This is a genomic window from Stutzerimonas stutzeri (assembly GCF_024448715.1).
Taxonomy (GTDB): Bacteria; Pseudomonadota; Gammaproteobacteria; order Pseudomonadales; family Pseudomonadaceae; genus Stutzerimonas; species Stutzerimonas stutzeri_AR.
Genome location: NZ_JAMOHZ010000006.1, coordinates 94,536 through 110,884, shown reverse-complemented (window position 1 = coordinate 110,884; position 16,349 = coordinate 94,536). Strand labels below are relative to the sequence as shown.

General features: G+C 60.8%; 19 protein-coding genes. 12 read left to right on the top strand and 7 right to left on the bottom strand.

What is annotated here, in order from left to right:
- Window positions 1-117: 117 nt before the first annotated feature.
- Window positions 118-1,026, bottom strand: a complete 909-nt coding sequence (locus tag NAV33_RS14610; protein ID WP_255981273.1) for an acyl-CoA dehydrogenase — start codon at window positions 1,024-1,026, stop codon at window positions 118-120.
- A 192-nt stretch (window positions 1,027-1,218) separates the two neighbouring features.
- On the opposite strand from NAV33_RS14610, the gene olsB reads away from it, so the two are divergent.
- Genes olsB through NAV33_RS14595 form a run of 3 tightly spaced genes read left to right on the top strand, consistent with a single transcriptional unit; the run spans window position 1,219 to window position 3,377 of the window.
- Window positions 1,219-1,965, top strand: a complete 747-nt coding sequence (gene olsB, locus NAV33_RS14605) for an L-ornithine N(alpha)-acyltransferase (RefSeq protein ID WP_255981271.1) — start codon at window positions 1,219-1,221, stop codon at window positions 1,963-1,965.
- Window positions 1,965-2,735, top strand: a complete 771-nt coding sequence (locus NAV33_RS14600; protein WP_255981269.1) for a lysophospholipid acyltransferase family protein — start codon at window positions 1,965-1,967, stop codon at window positions 2,733-2,735. Before olsB ends, NAV33_RS14600 begins: the two co-directional genes overlap by 1 nt.
- Before the next feature lie 39 nt (window positions 2,736-2,774).
- Window positions 2,775-3,377 carry an ACP phosphodiesterase gene (locus tag NAV33_RS14595; protein WP_255981267.1) on the top strand — a complete coding sequence of 201 codons (603 nt, stop codon included), beginning with the start codon at window positions 2,775-2,777 and terminating at the stop codon, window positions 3,375-3,377.
- Here NAV33_RS14595 and NAV33_RS14590 read toward each other — a convergent pair.
- On the bottom strand, window positions 3,365-4,141 hold the full coding sequence (locus NAV33_RS14590; RefSeq protein WP_255981265.1) for a class II aldolase/adducin family protein: 777 nt from the start codon (window positions 4,139-4,141) through the stop codon (window positions 3,365-3,367). The genes NAV33_RS14595 and NAV33_RS14590 overlap by 13 nt on opposite strands.
- A 104-nt stretch (window positions 4,142-4,245) precedes the next feature.
- Window positions 4,246-4,698: a flavodoxin gene (locus NAV33_RS14585; protein ID WP_255981263.1), complete on the bottom strand. Its 453-nt coding sequence runs from the start codon at window positions 4,696-4,698 to the stop codon at window positions 4,246-4,248.
- Window positions 4,699-4,933: 235 nt separating this feature from the next.
- On the opposite strand from NAV33_RS14585, the gene NAV33_RS14580 reads away from it, so the two are divergent.
- The 7 genes from NAV33_RS14580 to NAV33_RS14550 all read left to right on the top strand — a co-directional run bounded on the left by NAV33_RS14580 (window position 4,934) and on the right by NAV33_RS14550 (window position 9,267).
- On the top strand, window positions 4,934-5,581 hold the full coding sequence (locus NAV33_RS14580; protein ID WP_255981261.1) for a PilZ domain-containing protein: 648 nt from the start codon (window positions 4,934-4,936) through the stop codon (window positions 5,579-5,581).
- Window positions 5,582-5,680: 99 nt separating this feature from the next.
- Window positions 5,681-6,391, top strand: coding sequence for a dihydromonapterin reductase (gene folM, locus NAV33_RS14575; RefSeq protein ID WP_255981259.1), 711 nt, complete (start codon window positions 5,681-5,683; stop codon window positions 6,389-6,391).
- A 16-nt stretch (window positions 6,392-6,407) separates the two neighbouring features.
- A complete protein-coding gene (folX, locus tag NAV33_RS14570) occupies window positions 6,408-6,782 on the top strand; it encodes a dihydroneopterin triphosphate 2'-epimerase (protein WP_255981257.1) in 375 nt (124 codons plus the stop codon).
- Window positions 6,783-6,976: 194 nt separating this feature from the next.
- The gene (locus tag NAV33_RS14565) at window positions 6,977-7,270 is read left to right on the top strand and encodes a DUF1244 domain-containing protein (RefSeq protein ID WP_255981255.1); all 294 of its coding nucleotides are present in this window, start codon (window positions 6,977-6,979) and stop codon (window positions 7,268-7,270) included.
- The gene (locus tag NAV33_RS14560) at window positions 7,267-7,626 is read left to right on the top strand and encodes a HopJ type III effector protein (RefSeq protein WP_255981253.1); all 360 of its coding nucleotides are present in this window, start codon (window positions 7,267-7,269) and stop codon (window positions 7,624-7,626) included. Before NAV33_RS14565 ends, NAV33_RS14560 begins: the two co-directional genes overlap by 4 nt.
- A gap of 216 nt (window positions 7,627-7,842) precedes the next feature.
- Window positions 7,843-8,601 (top strand): sulfate transporter CysZ, encoded by a 759-nt coding sequence (gene cysZ, locus NAV33_RS14555; protein WP_255981251.1) that lies wholly within the window; start codon window positions 7,843-7,845, stop codon window positions 8,599-8,601.
- A gap of 54 nt (window positions 8,602-8,655) precedes the next feature.
- Window positions 8,656-9,267 (top strand): flavodoxin family protein, encoded by a 612-nt coding sequence (locus tag NAV33_RS14550; RefSeq protein ID WP_255981249.1) that lies wholly within the window; start codon window positions 8,656-8,658, stop codon window positions 9,265-9,267.
- 92 nt (window positions 9,268-9,359) lie between these two features.
- Here NAV33_RS14550 and NAV33_RS14545 read toward each other — a convergent pair whose 3' ends face one another.
- From NAV33_RS14545 to NAV33_RS14530, 4 genes are all read right to left on the bottom strand, one after another.
- Window positions 9,360-10,469 (bottom strand): NADH:flavin oxidoreductase, encoded by a 1,110-nt coding sequence (locus tag NAV33_RS14545; protein ID WP_255981247.1) that lies wholly within the window; start codon window positions 10,467-10,469, stop codon window positions 9,360-9,362.
- A gap of 67 nt (window positions 10,470-10,536) precedes the next feature.
- Window positions 10,537-11,133, bottom strand: a complete 597-nt coding sequence (locus NAV33_RS14540; protein ID WP_255981245.1) for a TetR/AcrR family transcriptional regulator — start codon at window positions 11,131-11,133, stop codon at window positions 10,537-10,539.
- 164 nt (window positions 11,134-11,297) lie between these two features.
- Window positions 11,298-11,780: a glutathione peroxidase gene (locus NAV33_RS14535; protein WP_255981243.1), complete on the bottom strand. Its 483-nt coding sequence runs from the start codon at window positions 11,778-11,780 to the stop codon at window positions 11,298-11,300.
- A gap of 109 nt (window positions 11,781-11,889) precedes the next feature.
- On the bottom strand, window positions 11,890-12,375 hold the full coding sequence (locus tag NAV33_RS14530) for an FKBP-type peptidyl-prolyl cis-trans isomerase (RefSeq protein ID WP_255981241.1): 486 nt from the start codon (window positions 12,373-12,375) through the stop codon (window positions 11,890-11,892).
- A 237-nt stretch (window positions 12,376-12,612) separates the two neighbouring features.
- On the opposite strand from NAV33_RS14530, the gene NAV33_RS14525 reads away from it, so the two are divergent.
- The gene (locus tag NAV33_RS14525) at window positions 12,613-13,800 is read left to right on the top strand and encodes an acetate kinase (protein ID WP_255981239.1); all 1,188 of its coding nucleotides are present in this window, start codon (window positions 12,613-12,615) and stop codon (window positions 13,798-13,800) included.
- Between the two features lie 118 nt (window positions 13,801-13,918).
- A complete protein-coding gene (gene pta, locus NAV33_RS14520) occupies window positions 13,919-16,021 on the top strand; it encodes a phosphate acetyltransferase (protein WP_255981237.1) in 2,103 nt (700 codons plus the stop codon).
- Window positions 16,022-16,349: the final 328 nt, after the last annotated feature.

Here is a 16,349-nt window from a genome sequence, read left to right as displayed (position 1 = left end):
GTCGCCGGCAGCGGAAGTCACCAAATGCAGAGGAACCGGCCAGTGTCGTTGCGACACGCTTGTTATAGGTCCGTACGGCGACTCAGAGTTCCCATGTCGATCGCCTTTGCGTTGCGCTCAAGCAGAGCGCGCTCCTCCTTCAGGTGTCAGAGCAAAGACGGCGGCAGCATGGACTAGCCGCTTGGCCTGCGCGCTGCTTGCCAGCTGCAATATGCCGCGGTCACGCTGCCACAAGCGCCTCCATTGTTCCGGCCCGCTCATCAGCGCAGCATCCAGCTCTGTTGCCGTGGCCTCGAACTGTGCATTGAGCGAAGCCAGCAACAGGTGCGTGGAAGGTTCCATTGGCGGCATCCGGGACACTTCAGCCGCACCGGCCAGGATGCCCAACAACAGAAGTTGCAGCCGTTGCGGCCAACCGCATTCCAGGCCGATGCCGTGGAGCCAGCTGACAAGCGCCACCAACACGTGCAAATCCTCGAAGGTGCGGAAAGGTTTAACGTAGTCATCCCAGCCATCGCCAGCCAGGCGTTGACAAGGTGCACGCTCCAGGCGCAGACGACCGTGTGGAATATCCGGTACCAGCGGCAACCGTGGCCCTTCTTCGATGAGCACGCCACGCTCGTCACAGCCGACCACGCAGAGGCTCAGCCTAGGCCGATCACCCGGAGCCTCGTCGCGAGCCGGTACCAACAGCCACGCCGCGGCCGAGCCGGCGATGACGAAATCCTTGTTGCCAGTCAATGTCAGCTCGTCCAGGCGGGTCTGCATATCGGCCGGACGCAGCTTGCGGTTCTCGGTAGCGCACAGCGCGCCGAGGCCACCGGGCGCAGCGGGCCAGAGCCGGCGCAGCGCGGCCTGGTAGCCAGCGAGAAAAGCCAGCCCGGGTGTCGCTGCGAGGCGCCCGCCAAGTATCGCCAGCTCAACAGTGCCGTCCGTGCCACGCGACTGTAACTCGGCGAACCAGCCGTCCAGCGCAGTTGGCTGGGGTAAGCGTTGCAGCGGACCAAGCAGCTCCTGCCAGGGCATCGACCAATCTCCTGCAAATTTGAACGGTTACGGTGAAAGCATCAGCCGTCATCCAAGCATCACCGATCCGTAACAGTGGTGACACCGCCTCTGCCTAGCCTGAGCCGGCATCACTGATTGACGGAACGCCAACCATAACAATCACGCGCTCCGAATGCATTGCCACTGCCAAGGCTGACCAGGAGACAGAGCATGACCACCATCGCTTTCCCTCGCACTATGCGGCGCCTGCAGGCAGAGCGCCTGCACGGACCAGTTGCGCTTCACGAAGCCCAGAGCTTGCGGTACCGGGTGTTCAGCAGCGAATTCGGCGCTCACCTGCAAGGCGCCGAAGCCGGACTGGACCGCGATGACTTTGACGCTCACTGCAGCCATATAGGGGTGCGTGATCTCGACAGCGGGGAGCTGGTCGCCACTACGCGCTTGCTCGACAACCTGACGGCAAATCGTTTGGGACGCTTCTACAGCGAAAACGAGTTCAACCTGCAAGGCCTGACGGAGCTGGACGCGCCAATCCTGGAAATCGGTCGTACCTGCGTCCACCCGGCCTACCGCAACGGGGCGACCATTGCCGTGCTCTGGGGGGAGCTGGCCGAGGCGCTGAATCAAGGCGCTTATCGCTATCTGATGGGCTGCGCGAGCATATCCATGCGCGATGGCGGCATCCAGGCGCAAGCGATCATGCAACGGCTGCGCGAGCGCTATTTGTGCACCGAATTACTGCATGCCAGCCCGAAGAATCCGCTGCCATTGCTGGAGCTGCCAGACAACGTCATCGCAGAAATGCCGGCGTTGCTCAAAGCCTACATGCGCCTTGGGGCGAAGGTCTGCGGCGAGCCCTGCTGGGACCCGGATTTTCAGGTGGCCGACGTGTTCATTCTGCTCAAGCGAGACGATCTGTGCCCGCGTTACGCAAGGCACTTCAAGGCAGCGGTTTGATGAAAAGGCTGCGGTTTTATCTGAGGATCATCCGACTGGGTGCGGTGATTGCTGTCGGTCTGCTATTTGCGAGCGCGCTGAAACTGCAGGCGCTACTCCGACTCAGACCGTCACCTGCATCTCGCCAGCGGCTATGCCGCTGGTTCCTCGCGCGGCTGGCGGCCGCCCTGCCGTACGAGGTTCGACTGACCGGCAACCGTCCCGATCAGCCAATGCTGTGGCTCGCCAATCACCTGTCCTGGACTGATATCCCGCTGCTCGGGATGCTGCGGCCGATGAGCTTTCTGGCGAAATCCGAAGTGCGGAAATGGCCCCTGCTCGGCTGGCTCGCCGCCGAAGCGGGGACGCAATTCATCCGGCGTGGCAGCGGCGACAGCGGCGCGCTGACTCAGCAATTGGTCGCAGAGCTGCAGCAGGGCCGCGACCTGCTGATCTTTCCAGAAGGCACCACGACGAACGGCGCCGCTTTACGCACGTTCCACTCGAGGTTGCTGGCTTGCGCAATCGAAACAGGCACGCCGATCCAGCCCGTAGCGATCCGCTATCTGCGTGACGGCCAGGCCGATCCCATCGCACCGTTCATTGGCGACGACGATCTGCTTTCGCACCTGTTCAGATTGTTGGCAACGGATGTCGCTGTGGTAGAGATTCAGCTATTGCAGCCAATCGAAAGCCGAGGCATGGAGCGCAACCGACTCGCCCGCCTTTGCCACAGCGCTATTGCCGAAGCGATATATGGCAGCGCAGCGCCAGCGTGCGCGGCGGCTTGATGCAAGCTGAACGCAAGGAAGCACTGCTAGACTGACCAAATGAATTATCTCGCACATCTCCATCTCGGCGGCCCGCGGCCCGGCGAGCTGCTCGGCAGCCTCTACGGCGACTTTGTCAAAGGCCCCTTACAGGGTCGCTGGCCCGCCGACATCGAGGCCGGCATTCGTCTGCACCGGCAGATCGACGCCTATACCGATAGCCATCCACTGGTGCTGCAAGCCAAGCAGCGTTTTCCCAGCGAGCGGCGGCGCTACGCCGGGATATTGATCGACTTGTTTTTTGACCACTGCCTGGCCGCGCACTGGCACGACTATGCTGAAGAGCCGCTGCAGCAGTTCACCGAGCGGGTATATCAAGTGTTGCGTGACGAAGCTGCGCTACCCGACAAGCTGGCCTTGATCGCGCCACGCATGGCGGCCCAGGACTGGCTCGGCAGCTACCGGGCTTTTGCGGTCATGGAGCAGGTAGTCGCAGGCATGAGTCGCCGGCTGTCACGCCCGGAAGGGCTGGCCGGCGGGGTGGCTGAGCTGGAGCGGCTGTACGTGCCGCTCCAGCAGGACTTTCGCGAGTTCTACCCACAACTACAGGCTTTCGCCCAGCGCAGCAGCACTGGCCTGGCGGACCGCCATCAGGCGTCGTAACCGGGGCATTGCTGATCCAGTTTGCGCAGCAGCGCGGGCCAGGCCAGCGCACCACCCATCCCACCTTTGCTGCGCGTGACGCCTGCCGCCATGGCTTTGGCTCCGGCGAGAATCTGTTCGGGAATCGGGATCAGCTCGGCACCCCCGGTCTGCGCCATCACTTGCACCTCACAGGCGCGCTGGAAGATGAACATCATCAGGAAGGTATCGGCAATGCTCGCACCGCAGGTCATCAGGCCGTGATTGTGCAGCAGCATGAAGCCGGTTTCGCCGAGATCGGCCTGCAACCGGGCCTTTTCTTCATGATCGAGCGCCACGCCCTCATAGCCGTGGGTGGAAAGGCTGGAGAGTACGAATAGCGATTGCTGGCTGATCGGCAACAGCCCCTGCTTCTGTGCCGACACCGCCACGCCTGCCGCGGTATGGGTGTGCATCACGCAGGCCACGTCGTGGCGGACCTCATGCACGGCGCTGTGGATGGTGTAGCCGGCCGGGTTGATGTCGTAGGGTGAATCCATCAGCTTGTTGCCGGCCAGATCGATCTTCACCAGGCTGGACGCCGTGATCTCGTGAAACATCAGCCCGTAAGGGTTGATCAGAAACTCGTCCGCGTCGGAAATCTTCGCCGAGAGGTGAGTAAAGATCAGATCGTCCCAGCCATGCAGCGCGACCAGCCGATAGCAGGCGGCCAGATCCACGCGCGTCTGCCATTCGGCGGCGCTGACTTGGTTCTTGAGCGAGTGAATCGAATGCAGAGCGGTCACGCGGCACCTCTTCTTGTTGTTTTCCGGTGCCTTGAGTCTAGCGAGCGTGAAACGGGCCGGAAGTCGCCTTTCCAGCCAGCTTGATGACCGCAGAAGACATTTGCTCAGCCACGCAGGGCTGCAGCGAAGCGTTCCAGCCAAGGCTCGGCGTCGCTTTCGGGCGTGACCGTTTCGCTGGCATCCAGGCGCAGCATCTCTTGCACCTCGCGCACACCGAGTTCGGCATACAGCTCTCTGACCTGTTCGCCAGCGCCACAGAACGTATCGCCGTAGCTGGCATCGCCCAGCGCGATGACACCGCCCGGCAAGCCCTGCCAGGCCGGAAATTGTTCGCGAATGGCTGAATAAAGCGGGATGAAGTTGTCCGGCAACTCGCCCATGCCGGTCGTTGCGGTTACCACCAACAGCGCCTGCGGAGCGAATTCGATGATCTGTGGAAGCTGCGCGCGCGGGTCATGCCAGGTATCGAAGCCCGCCGCTTTCAACATGCTGGCGGCATGGCGGGCGACGTCTTCGGCTGTGCCGTAGACCGTACCGGAGAGGATGGCGATTTTCATGGAAGACTCCGCTGCGAATTGAGGCCGAATATTATGCCGTATTCGACGCATCCGGCCCGCTTGCGTAGATCTACACTTTAACCAGTTGGCAACAGAGGCCTGCGGCAAGGCCGGGGCGCCGAAGGGAACTCGCCGACGAAAACACTGTCGCAAGCGGTCTGGCAGAGGCGCGATCGGAACGCACCGGAGCGACAAAAGGCACGGGCAGCCCTGCCCCTTGAGAGGGACATCGAGAATGCCGAAAAAGACCGTACTCACCAGCGCCGAGCTGGCGTACATCAACAAACTAGTCAGCAGCTCTCGGGCCGAGCCGGGCGAAACGCGTGCAGGCTTTCGCGTAGACGGCGGTGAGCACGCCAATGGCTTGCTGTTACAGCTGGCCGCCAAGGCCAACCTGACACTCGAAGCGGAACTCGAAGATTACTGCATGTCCTTCCCGGTGCAGTTGAACGAAGATGAATTTCACACGATCCAGCTACAACTGGCACCGCCGACCATCTATGAGCGCGGGCCGGTTCTTCGCGCCTGGCGTCTGCATCTGGACGAGCCCTTGCCGCTGCTCTACGACAATGGCGACGAAACCGCGCTGAGCGTCCATGAGCTGTCGCCCAACGGCCTGCTGGTGGATACCGGACCGAAGAAGAAGGCCCCCAACCATCTTCATCTGCGCCTGGCTCTACCGGGCGAGAATTCGCTCGAGATCGATGCGCATCGGATCCGCGATGCAGAGGGCGGGATGACCGCATATGAAGTCGAGTATCCGCAGGACAAGGATGCTGAACGCATCCGCTCCTATCTTTATGAGCAGCATCAGCGCCTTCATCCGGAACTGCAGCCGGAACTCCCGACCGAGATGCTTGCCGACGGCGCCGACCAGCCCTAACAATCGTCTCGCCTTGGCTTCCACGAGCCATGGCACAACGCAGAGCGCGCTGGTGTAAGCTGGTCGACACGCCAACCACCGCCAAACTCATTGAAAACCATGACCCAGCCAACGGCCCCGATTCTGATCACCGGTGCCAGTCAGCGCATAGGCCTGCATTGCGCCGAGCGCCTGCTCGATGACGGGCAATCAGTGATCGTCAGCTACCGCACACCGCGGGCAAGCCTCGACGGGCTACGTGAACGCGGGGCCGTGACGTTGCAGGCTGACTTTTCCAGCGCAGCGGGTATCTATGCCTTTATCACCACGCTGAAACAACAGACCCACTCGCTGCGCGCCGTTGTTCACAACGCCTCGGATTGGCACGTCGAGACGCCAGGCGAGGAAGCGGATGTGTTCCAGCGAATGTTCGAAGTGCACATGCTTGCGCCTTATTTAATCAATCTTCACTGCGCCGAGCTGCTGCGATACGGCGGCCCGGCCGACATCATCCACATCGGGGACGACGTAACCCGCACCGGCAGCAAAAAGCACATTGCCTATGCGGCTAGTAAAGCCGGTCTGGATAACCTTACCCTGTCGTTTGCGGCTAGCCTGGCACCAGCCATCAAGGTCAACGGTATCGCTCCGGCCCTGATACAGTTCAATGACGGCGATGACGAGACTTATCGACGAAGGGCGCTGGCGAAATCTGCGCTGGGCATCGAACCCGGCGCCGAAGTGATCTACCAGAGCCTGCGTTACCTGCTCGACAATCCCTATGTCACCGGCACCACATTGGCCGTCAACGGTGGCCGTCACCTGATCTGATACGCGAAGGAACCCCATGCCCCGACTGGAACCCGCAATGGCGCGCATCCGCGTCAAAGACCTGCGACTACGCACCTTCATCGGCATCAAGGAAGAGGAAATCCTCAACAAGCAGGATGTGTTGATCAACCTGACGATGCTCTATCCGGCGGCCAACGCCGTGCGCGACAACGACATTGAGCATGCGCTGAACTACCGCACCATCACCAAGACGATCATTCAGCACGTAGAGGACAACCGTTTCGCGCTCCTCGAGCGGCTTACCCAGGAAATTCTCGATCTGATCATGCAGCACCCGGAGGTGCGCTATGCCGAGGTCGAAGTGGACAAGCCGCACGCCCTACGCTTCGCCGAATCGGTGTCGATCACCCTCGCCGCGCATCGAGACTGAGCCGCTGCGTCAGTAAATCGCTGCCGCAAGCGACAGTGGTCCCCAGTGCGCGGTTACCGTTGCGGGCTTCCAGCCGAGTGTGCGGGGTGACCATCGAAACGCTGCTGGCGTAATCGGTGTTCCCGCCAATGGCTGGCCCCGTCAATCCCTCAAGGTTATGATCCCGCCCACGTCTGAACGCCGAGGCCCATGAGATGAATGACCAAGAACGCACCGAACTCGAAGCCGCCGCCTTTCGCCGCCTGGTGCAGCACCTGCGCAGCCGCCCGGACGCGCAGAACATCGATCTGATGAATTTGGCGGGCTTTTGCCGTAATTGCCTGTCGAAATGGTACAAAGCCGCCGCGGACGATCTGGACATCGAAGTCAGCATCGACCAGGCACGCGAAGAGGTTTATGGCATGCCCTACGCCGAGTGGAAGAAGCGCTACCAGAAAGAAGCGACCTCCGAGCAGCAAGCCGCCTTCGACAAAGGCCAGAAGCCATGACCGGTCTTCGCGATTTCCGCGCCAGCCTGCGCAACCGCAATCATGCCTTCAGCGAGACGCTGGCCTATATCGCCAGTGCCTATGATTACCAGCCAAGCCGCTTTCTCAATGGCACCGTGGAAAATGCCGCCGGAGAGAATGAAGGCTCGTGCAAGACACTCGGGATGGCAGTGCTGGAGGGTTTCACCACCGAGGAAGCGCTGCTGGCTTTCGGCGAGCATTACCAGTCGGTATTGGCGACGCCCAGCGGAAACGATCACCGCAACATCCGCGCATTGATGGAAACCGGATTGCCCGGCGTGCGCTTCGATCAGCAGCCGTTGACGCGCAAGCCAATTGAGTTAGAGGCGAAATAAAAAAGGGCCGGCCAGGCACTTGGGGAAGGCTTGAAAGCGGACGGCCCTGAAAACCAAAGAGGCGTTTCGAAGCAAAGTCTGACGGCCAGACGCAACGCCGACCATTGGGTAAATCTGATCGGCTGCATAGCCAGCCGCTATCGCTTCGCTTTCGAGCTTTTCCGGTCGGTGCAAAGCCGGTAAGGTCCGGACCGATCTCATCCGGAGTACGACCTCATGCCCATCACAGCCCTTTCCGGCCCGCAATACCTGCGCGAAGGTCTGAAGTTGATCTTGAGCCCAGGGCTGCGGCTGTTCGTTATCCTGCCGCTGACGGTTAACCTGCTTTTGTTTAGCGGCCTCATCTATCTGGCATTGCGCCAATTCGGCAGTTGGGTCGACGCTTTCATGCCCAGCCTGCCCCAGTGGCTGATGTTTCTGGAATACATCCTTTGGCCATTGTTCGTGGTCATGGTCGTGCTGATGGTGTTTTTCACGTTCACCATGCTCGCCAACATTATTGCCGCCCCGTTCAATGGCTTTCTCGCCGAGAAGGTCGAAACGGTGGCGCGTGGAGAGGACAGCTCGCCGCCGTTCAGCTGGGCTGAGCTGCTGGCCATGCTGCCACGTACCATCGGGCGTGAAGCACGCAAACTTGCGTACTTCGCGCCACGCGCACTGGCACTGTTGATCCTTTCGTTCATTCCCGCGCTCAATCTCATCGCCCCTCCGCTGTGGCTGCTCTTCGGTGTCTGGATGATGGCGGTTCAATACATTGATTACCCGGCGGACAACAACAAGATGAGCTGGGCGGAGATGATGGCCTGGCTGCGCCAAAGACGCTGGAAGAGCCTGAGCTTTGGGGCGGTGACTTACGCAGCGTTGCTAGTGCCGTTCCTGAACCTCCTGATCATGCCCGCAGCCGTGGCCGGCGCGACGCTGTTCTGGGTACGCGAGGGAGGCAAGGGACAGCTAACGCCTGTCGTCAAAAGATGAACTGCAGCCCAAGCGAGTGTCTAGATTTGAACACTTGAGACTTGGAGATCTGCAATGACGCTTTCCGCCCTAGCCATCAACTGCACACTCAAAGCATCCCCAGACGAATCATCTTGTAGCCTGCTGCTGAGCCAGGCCGAGCGCGAATTGGAAAAGCTCGGAGTGGCCTGCGAACAGTTACGAGCCGTGGATTTCAACATCAAGCCGGGCGTGACCTCCGACGAAGGTCCTGGGGATGATTGGCCGAAGATTCGCGAGAAAATCCTAGCCGCTGACATTTTGCTGCTTGGCACTCCGATCTGGCTTGGCCATCCGGCGAGCGTTTGTCAGCGTGTACTGGAGCGCCTCGATGCCTTTCTCGGTGAAGTCGACGACCAACAGCGGATGGTTTCCTACGGCCGAGTGGCCTGTGTCACGGTCGTTGGCAATGAGGACGGCGCCCACCATGTAATAGCCGACCTGTACCAGGGGCTGAATGACGTGGGCTTCACCATTCCTGCCAATGGCTGTACGTATTGGGTCGGCGAGGCTATGGGCTCAACGGACTACAAAGACCTGGACGCCCCCAGCGAGAAGGTCACCAAGACCAATGCGATGCTTGCACGCAACGCCGTACATCTGGCAACTCTGCTCAAACAGTCCGGCTATCCCGGAGCTTCGGAGTAGCAGTCAATCAGCGCCGGGACGGCACATTCGGCACTGATTGCACGGGTTGCGGCACGCGACGATGCAACGACCCGCGCAGACAAATAACCGACTCAGGCCAGCGTTTTCAGCGCCTCCCGACTGAACGGCAGGATCTCCTGCATGCGGCCTTCGCGAACCTTCAGCGCCCAGTCCGGGTCGCAAATCAGGGCTCGGCCCACTGCGACCAGATCGAACTCCTGCTTGTTCAGGCGCTCCAGTAGGCCTTCGATATTGGCCGGCTGCGCCACCTTGTCTGTTTTGACCATGAACTGGAGAAACTCGCCGTCGAGGCCGACGCTACCGACGGTGATGGTCGGCTTACCGGTCAACTGGCGGGTCCAGCCAGCCAGGTTGAGGTCCGAGCCTTCGAATTCAGGTTCCCAGAACCGGCGTGTCGAGCAATGGAAAATGTCCACGCCAGCTGCTGACAACGGCGCAAGAAATTCGCCAAGCGCTTCGGGCGTGGTTACCAGGCGCGCCGTGTAATCCTGCTGTTTCCACTGCGAGAAGCGGAAGATGATCGGGAAATCCGTACCCACCGCCGCACGTACCGCTTCGACCAGTTCGATGGCGAAGCGCGAGCGATTTGCCAGATTGCCGCCATACTCATCGGTGCGCTGATTGCTGCCTTCCCAGAAAAACTGATCGATCAGATAGCCATGAGCGCCATGGATTTCAACGCCATCCATCCCGATGGCTTTGGCATCAGCCGCAGCCTGAGCGAAGGCCGCAATGACGTCCTGAATATCTTCCTTGCTCATGCCATGCACAACGGCATGCCCATCCTTGAGCTTCTCCATCGGCCCGTAGCCCAGCACTTCCGGCTCTGGCTCAGTACCTTTGCGACGCACATTGCCGACATGCCAGAGCTGCGGAACGATTTTGCCCCCTGCCGCATGCACCGCCTCGACGACCGCCTTCCACCCGGCCAGGGCATCTTCGCCGTAGAAACGCGGCACTTGTGGATAGCCGTTGGAAGCCCGATGACCCACCGTGGTGCCCTCGGTGATGATCAGCCCTACCCCCGATGCGGCACGGCGGCGGTAATACTCAACCACATCTGCGGTCGGTACGCCGTTTGGCGAGAAGGAACGGGTCATCGGCGCCATCACCACGCGCGTCGGCAGTTGCAGGCTGCCGAGCTGGAAGGGCTGAAACAGGGCATTCACGGCTGCGGTCATTGTTGTCTCCTTGCTAACTCGATCAAGAACGAAAGCGACCGGTCGTCTCACCGCCCGCACAAAAAAATCAACGAAGCGTCAGTAGACGCTCCAGCTGGGTCAGAAAAACTTCCAGCGGCGCGACACTGCGCCCCACTTTCATACGCAGCAGCGCGCCTTCCCAGGCATTGCCGATAAATTCAGCCAGCGCCTGGCAATCGGTATTCGCATCGATCTCACCGGCTTCACGAGCCTGTTCGATGCAGCCCGCCAGCACCTCGACGGAACGTCGCAGAATTGTCTCGACCTGTTGTCCGATCGGCTGCGATAACTCAGCCATCTCGAAACTCAAGCTGCCGATGAAGCAGTGATATTCCGGGCACTCCTGACGAGCAAAATGAGCAACCAGTTGAGCGTAATAAGCCAGGATTCGCTCACGCGGGCTCAACGGCGAATGGGTCAGCGCGGCCTGATAGCGCTCCAGCCTAGGCTGATAAAGGTATTCCAGCGCCTGCAGGGCAAAATCTTCTTTGCTGGCGAAGTAGTGGTAGAACGATCCCTTGGGAATCCCTGCCGCCTGGACGATTTCCAGCACACCGGTGCCGTGATAGCCACGACGGGTCATTACCTGGGCACCTTTGGCCAAGATCAGTTCGCGTTTGTCGATTCGGGCTCGGTTATTCATAAGCCGAGGATATGACCGGTCGTCTCGTGCGAACAGCACCATCAATAGCACTTATTTCGGTGCCACGATCAGGGCAATGGTGATGGTAATGCGGAAAGATAGCCCAGCGTGGGGCTTGCGCAGGTGCAGCGGCGGGCGCCGCTGCACGGGGATTACGCACGTCGTCAGGCGAGTGCGTTCTCGATAGCCTGGATCAGGGCCGGATCGTCAGGGGCGGTTCTTGGTGAGAAACGCGCTAATACGCGGCCGTCCTGATCGACGAGAAATTTCTCGAAATTCCAGCTGATATCACCTGGAAAATCCGCCCCTTCGCCTGCCAGCAGACGGTACAGCGGATGACGTTGCGGGCCGTTGACCTCGAGCTTGCTGCTTAGCGGAAAGCTGATGCCGTAGTTTTCGTTGCAGAACTGCAGAATCTCTGCGTCACTGCCGGGCTCCTGGGCCGCGAACTGGTTGCAAGGGATTCCAAGCACACCAAAGCCACGATCCTGATAGCGTTGATGCAACACCTGTAGCCCCGCGTACTGTGGGGTCAGTCCGCATTCCGAAGCCACATTGACCACCAGCGTCAGCTGATTTTTCAGCGGCGCAAGGGGCAACTCCTGGCCAGCAAGGCCGGGCAGAATCAACTCGTGGAACGCGCTCATTCTCTCTTCTCCAGAGGGTAAAAAAAGCGCTCCGGCATACCGAAGCGCTTCCATCGCCCAATCTTTCGATTGGGCCTTGTCGCTGCTCACTCGCCTCGCAGCGAGAGGATCAATGGTGATGTCCACCTTCGCCATGGACGTGGCCATGAGCAATTTCTTCTTCGCTAGCGTCACGCACATCGACAATTTTAACTTCGAAGTTCAGACGCTGGCCGGCCAGCGGATGGTTGCCGTCGACGATCACATCGTCACCCTCAACATCACGAATGGTGACAATCTGCATGCCGCCGTCCGGACCGGACGCATGGAACTGCATGCCGACTTCCAGCTCGTCGACGCCTTCGAACATAGCGCGATTGAGCGTTGCGACCAGCTCCGGGCTGTACTCGCCGTAAGCATCCTGCGGCTCGATAGCGACCTTCACTTCGTCACCGCCCTGCTTGCCTTCAAGCGCCTTTTCCAGACCCGCAATGATGTTGCCAGCACCGTGCAGGTAGACCAGCGGTGTGCCGCCGGCCGAGCTGTCCATCACCTCACCGGCGTCGTTGGTGAGTGTGTAGTCGATTGACACAGCCTTGTTAGCGGCAATCTGCATGAGGCAAAACCTTTGCTGGGGAATGTGATGCCAAAGTTTAACCGCGAGCTGCGCCGATTGCGAACCGAGCCCGGATAAACGGGACCATCCGCCGTCTTGACAAACCCTCCGTATCCGCTCCCTCGGATGGTGTCGCATACAACCTTTGGAGAACATCGGTCCATCGAGAGCTATGAAAGAATTCTCGCCTGCAATCTAGCGATGTATTTAACAATTATTAGCATCCAAGGAGCACCGATGTCGGCTCGAAACATCCTGGTGATTAACTGCGGCAGCTCGTCGATCAAGTTCGCGCTGGTCAACGAAACGCAAGCGACCTTCCCCCTGCAGGGCCTGGTCGAGCGTCTCGGCAGTCCTGAGGCAGTGCTTCACTGGCAGCTGGGAGACGCCAAGCAGAGCCTGGACATCCCCGGTGCAGATCATCGCGCCGCACTGGCGCAACTGTTGCCGCTCGCGCAGGAGGCAGCCGGCGGCAAGCTCGACGGCATCGGTCATCGCGTGGTCCATGGCGGCGAGCATTTCACCGGCTCCAGCCTGATCGGCGAAGCGGTGCTCCAGGCCATCCGCGATAGCGCTCAGTTGGCCCCCTTGCACAATCCGGCCAACCTGATCGGCATCGATGCAGCCATCGCTCTTTTCCCCAATCTGCCGCAAGTGAGCGTATTCGATACCGCCTTTCACCAAACCATGCCCGAGCACGCGTTCCGCTACGCCGTGCCGGAATTTCTCTATAGGGAACACAGCGTTCGCCGCTACGGCTTCCACGGCACCAGCCATAACTATGTCAGCAAGCGCGCGGCTGAAATGACCAACCTACCGGTGAACGACAGCTGCTGGCTGACGGCACATCTAGGCAACGGTTGCTCCACCTGCGCCATCGTCAATGGCGAAAGCCGCGACACCAGCATGGGCCTGACACCGCTGGAAGGCTTGGTCATGGGTACGCGCAGCGGCGACGTCGACCCCAACCTGCACAGCTACTTGAACCGAACCCTGGGCTGGAGCCTCGAGCAGATTGATCGCATGCTCAACCACGACAGCGGTCTTAAGGGGCTTTCTGGGCTGTCCAACGATCTGCGCACCCTCCAGGACGCCCGTGTCGCGGGCCACGCTGGCGCCAACCTCGCGCTGGAAGTGTTCTGCTATCGCTTAGCCAAATCCCTGGCGAGCATGGCTTGCGCCCTGCCGAAGCTCGACGGTCTTATCTTCACTGGCGGCATCGGCGAGAACTCGGTCGCCGTACGCAGCCGTACCTTGGAGCACCTCAAGCTGTTCAACTTCAAACTCGACGAAGACGCCAACTCCCGTTGCATCCGCGGCGTCGGTGGCGAGATTCAGGCCGCGGGCAGTACGCGCGTACTGGTGGTTCCCACCAACGAAGAACGCCAGATCGCCCTGGACACGCTCGCGCTGCTCGACGCCTGACCTCGACGCCTGAACAACAGGCAGTCACGCATGCGCGTTGCGCGAATCCGGCAATCCCATTCAGGCGCCGGGTTCGCGCTCAGCAACGCCATCGCCCTCTTCTCGACCGGAGATCCCTATGCATACGCTCTTCCTTGCCCCCTGCGGTTTCGGCGGCGGCCTCAATTCCATCAGCCTCGGCCTGATTAGCGCGCTTGAACACGCTGGGCTGAAGGTCGGCTTCTTCAAGCCAATCGCCCAGCCGTTCGCGCTCGATCAGGGCCGCGAACGCTCCTGCGTGCTGGTGGAGAACACCCTGGGCATTTCCTCGCCCGAACCGCTGCCGCTGGAACAGGTGGAGCGACAACTGGCCGATGGCGAACTCGATCTGCTGCTCGAAGATGTAATCAGCCGCTATCAGGAAGTCGCGGCAGGCAAGGATGTAGTGATCGTCGAAGGCATGGTGCCGACGCGTGAGTTCAACCACACCTCGCGCATCAATACCCATCTGGCCAAGAGCCTCGACGCGGAAGTCATACTGATTTCCGCACAAGGAGGCGACACCCTCAAACGCATGGCCGAACGTATCGAGATCCAGGCGCAGCTGTTCGGTGGTGCCAAGGACCCGAAGGTGCTTGGGGTGGTACTCAATAAGATCAAAAGCGACGATGGCGTGCCAGCATTCGTCGAGCGGCTCAAGGAGCAGTTGCCACTCCTTGGCTCCCAGGATTTCCAGCTGCTCGGCGCGATTCCCTTCGCTGAAGAGCTGAACGCCCTGCGTACCCGCGACATTGCCCAGCTGTTGGACGCCAAAGTGCTTCACGCCGGCGGCGCCGAGCAGCGCCGCGTCAACAAAATCGTGCTTTGCGCCCGAGCCGTCCCCAACACCGTGCAGCTACTGCAACCGGGCGTGCTGGTCGTCACTCCCGGCGATCGCGACGACATCATCCTTGCGGCGAGCCTGGCCTCACTCAATGGCGTCGAGCTCGCCGGCTTGCTGCTTTGCAGCGACTTCGCCCCGGACCCACGTATCCTTGAGCTGTGTAAGGCGGCTCTCGACGGCGGCCTACCGGTGATGACCGTGCAGACCGGTTCCTACGATACCGCGACCAGCCTGTTCGGTCTGAACAAGGAAACCCCGGTAGACGACATCGAGCGCGCGCGCCAGGTGACCGACTTCATCGCCAAGCATCTGCAACCCGAACTGCTCCACACACGCCTCAGCGTGCCCCGCAGCGAGTTGCGCCTGTCACCGCCGGCGTTCCGCTATCAATTGGTCAAGCGCGCCCAGCAAGCGAACAAGCGCATCGTTTTGCCCGAAGGCAACGAGCCACGCACCATCCGCGCCGCGGCGATTTGTCAGGAACGCGGCATTGCCCGTTGCGTACTGCTGGCCAAGCCGGAAGAGGTCCAATCAGTCGCGCGCGAGCAGGGCATCGACCTGCCGGCTGGCCTGGAAATCCTCGACCCCGAGCTGATCATCAACCACTACGTCGAACCCATGTGCGAAATGCGCAAGGCGAAAGGCCTGACCCCGGACGATGCGCGTGAACAGCTCAAGGACACCGTGGTGCTCGGCACCATGATGCTGGCGCTGGATGAGGTGGATGGCCTGGTTTCCGGCGCGGTGCATACCACCGCGAACACCATCCGCCCGGCCCTGCAGCTGATCAAGACCGCGCCTGGCTACAGCCTGGTCTCTTCGGTGTTCTTCATGCTGCTGCCGGATCAGGTACTCGTCTATGGCGATTGCGCGGTCAATCCGAACCCGAGCGCTACCGAGCTGGCAGAGATCGCGTTGCAGAGCGCTGAATCTGCCGTCGCCCTTGGCGTCACGCCAAGAGTGGCGATGATCAGCTATTCCACCGGGACCTCCGGTAGCGGCGCCGAGGTGGAAAAAGTCGCCGAAGCCACACGCATCGCACAAGAGCGCGCGCCCGACTTGCCGATCGATGGCCCGCTGCAATATGACGCCGCGTCGGTCGCCAGCGTCGGCAAACAAAAAGCGCCGAACAGCCTGGTTGCAGGTCAGGCCACTGTTTTCATCTTCCCTGACCTGAACACCGGCAACACCACCTACAAGGCGGTTCAGCGCAGCGCCAACGTGATCAGCGTCGGTCCGATGCTGCAAGGCCTGCGCAAGCCGGTGAACGACCTGTCCCGCGGTGCGTTGGTGGACGACATCGTCTTCACCATTGCCCTCACCGCCCTACAGGCCGATAGCGCTGGCGAGCAAGCCTGAAGCTTGAAACAAAAGCTGGCGGGCGTACCAGCGATGGGGACCCGTACCGTAGGGTGGGCCGTGCGGCGTCCCGTAGGGTGGGCTTCAGCCCACCAACTCGTCTGAAAAGCTCTGGTGGGCTGAGGCCTACCCTACGTGCATGAAAAGTCCCGGTGGGCTGAAGCGGAGCGCCGCCCGGCCCACCCTACGTTCGTCCGCCCCTGCGTTTTGCTACCGGTTGCTATCTGCTTGATACAAAACGTCGCTAGGCCGGCACTCGCGACAGTTGCAGTTCGGCGCGCAATCGCTACCCTTGGCGCCTCGAATCAGCCGTATCGACGAGACGACC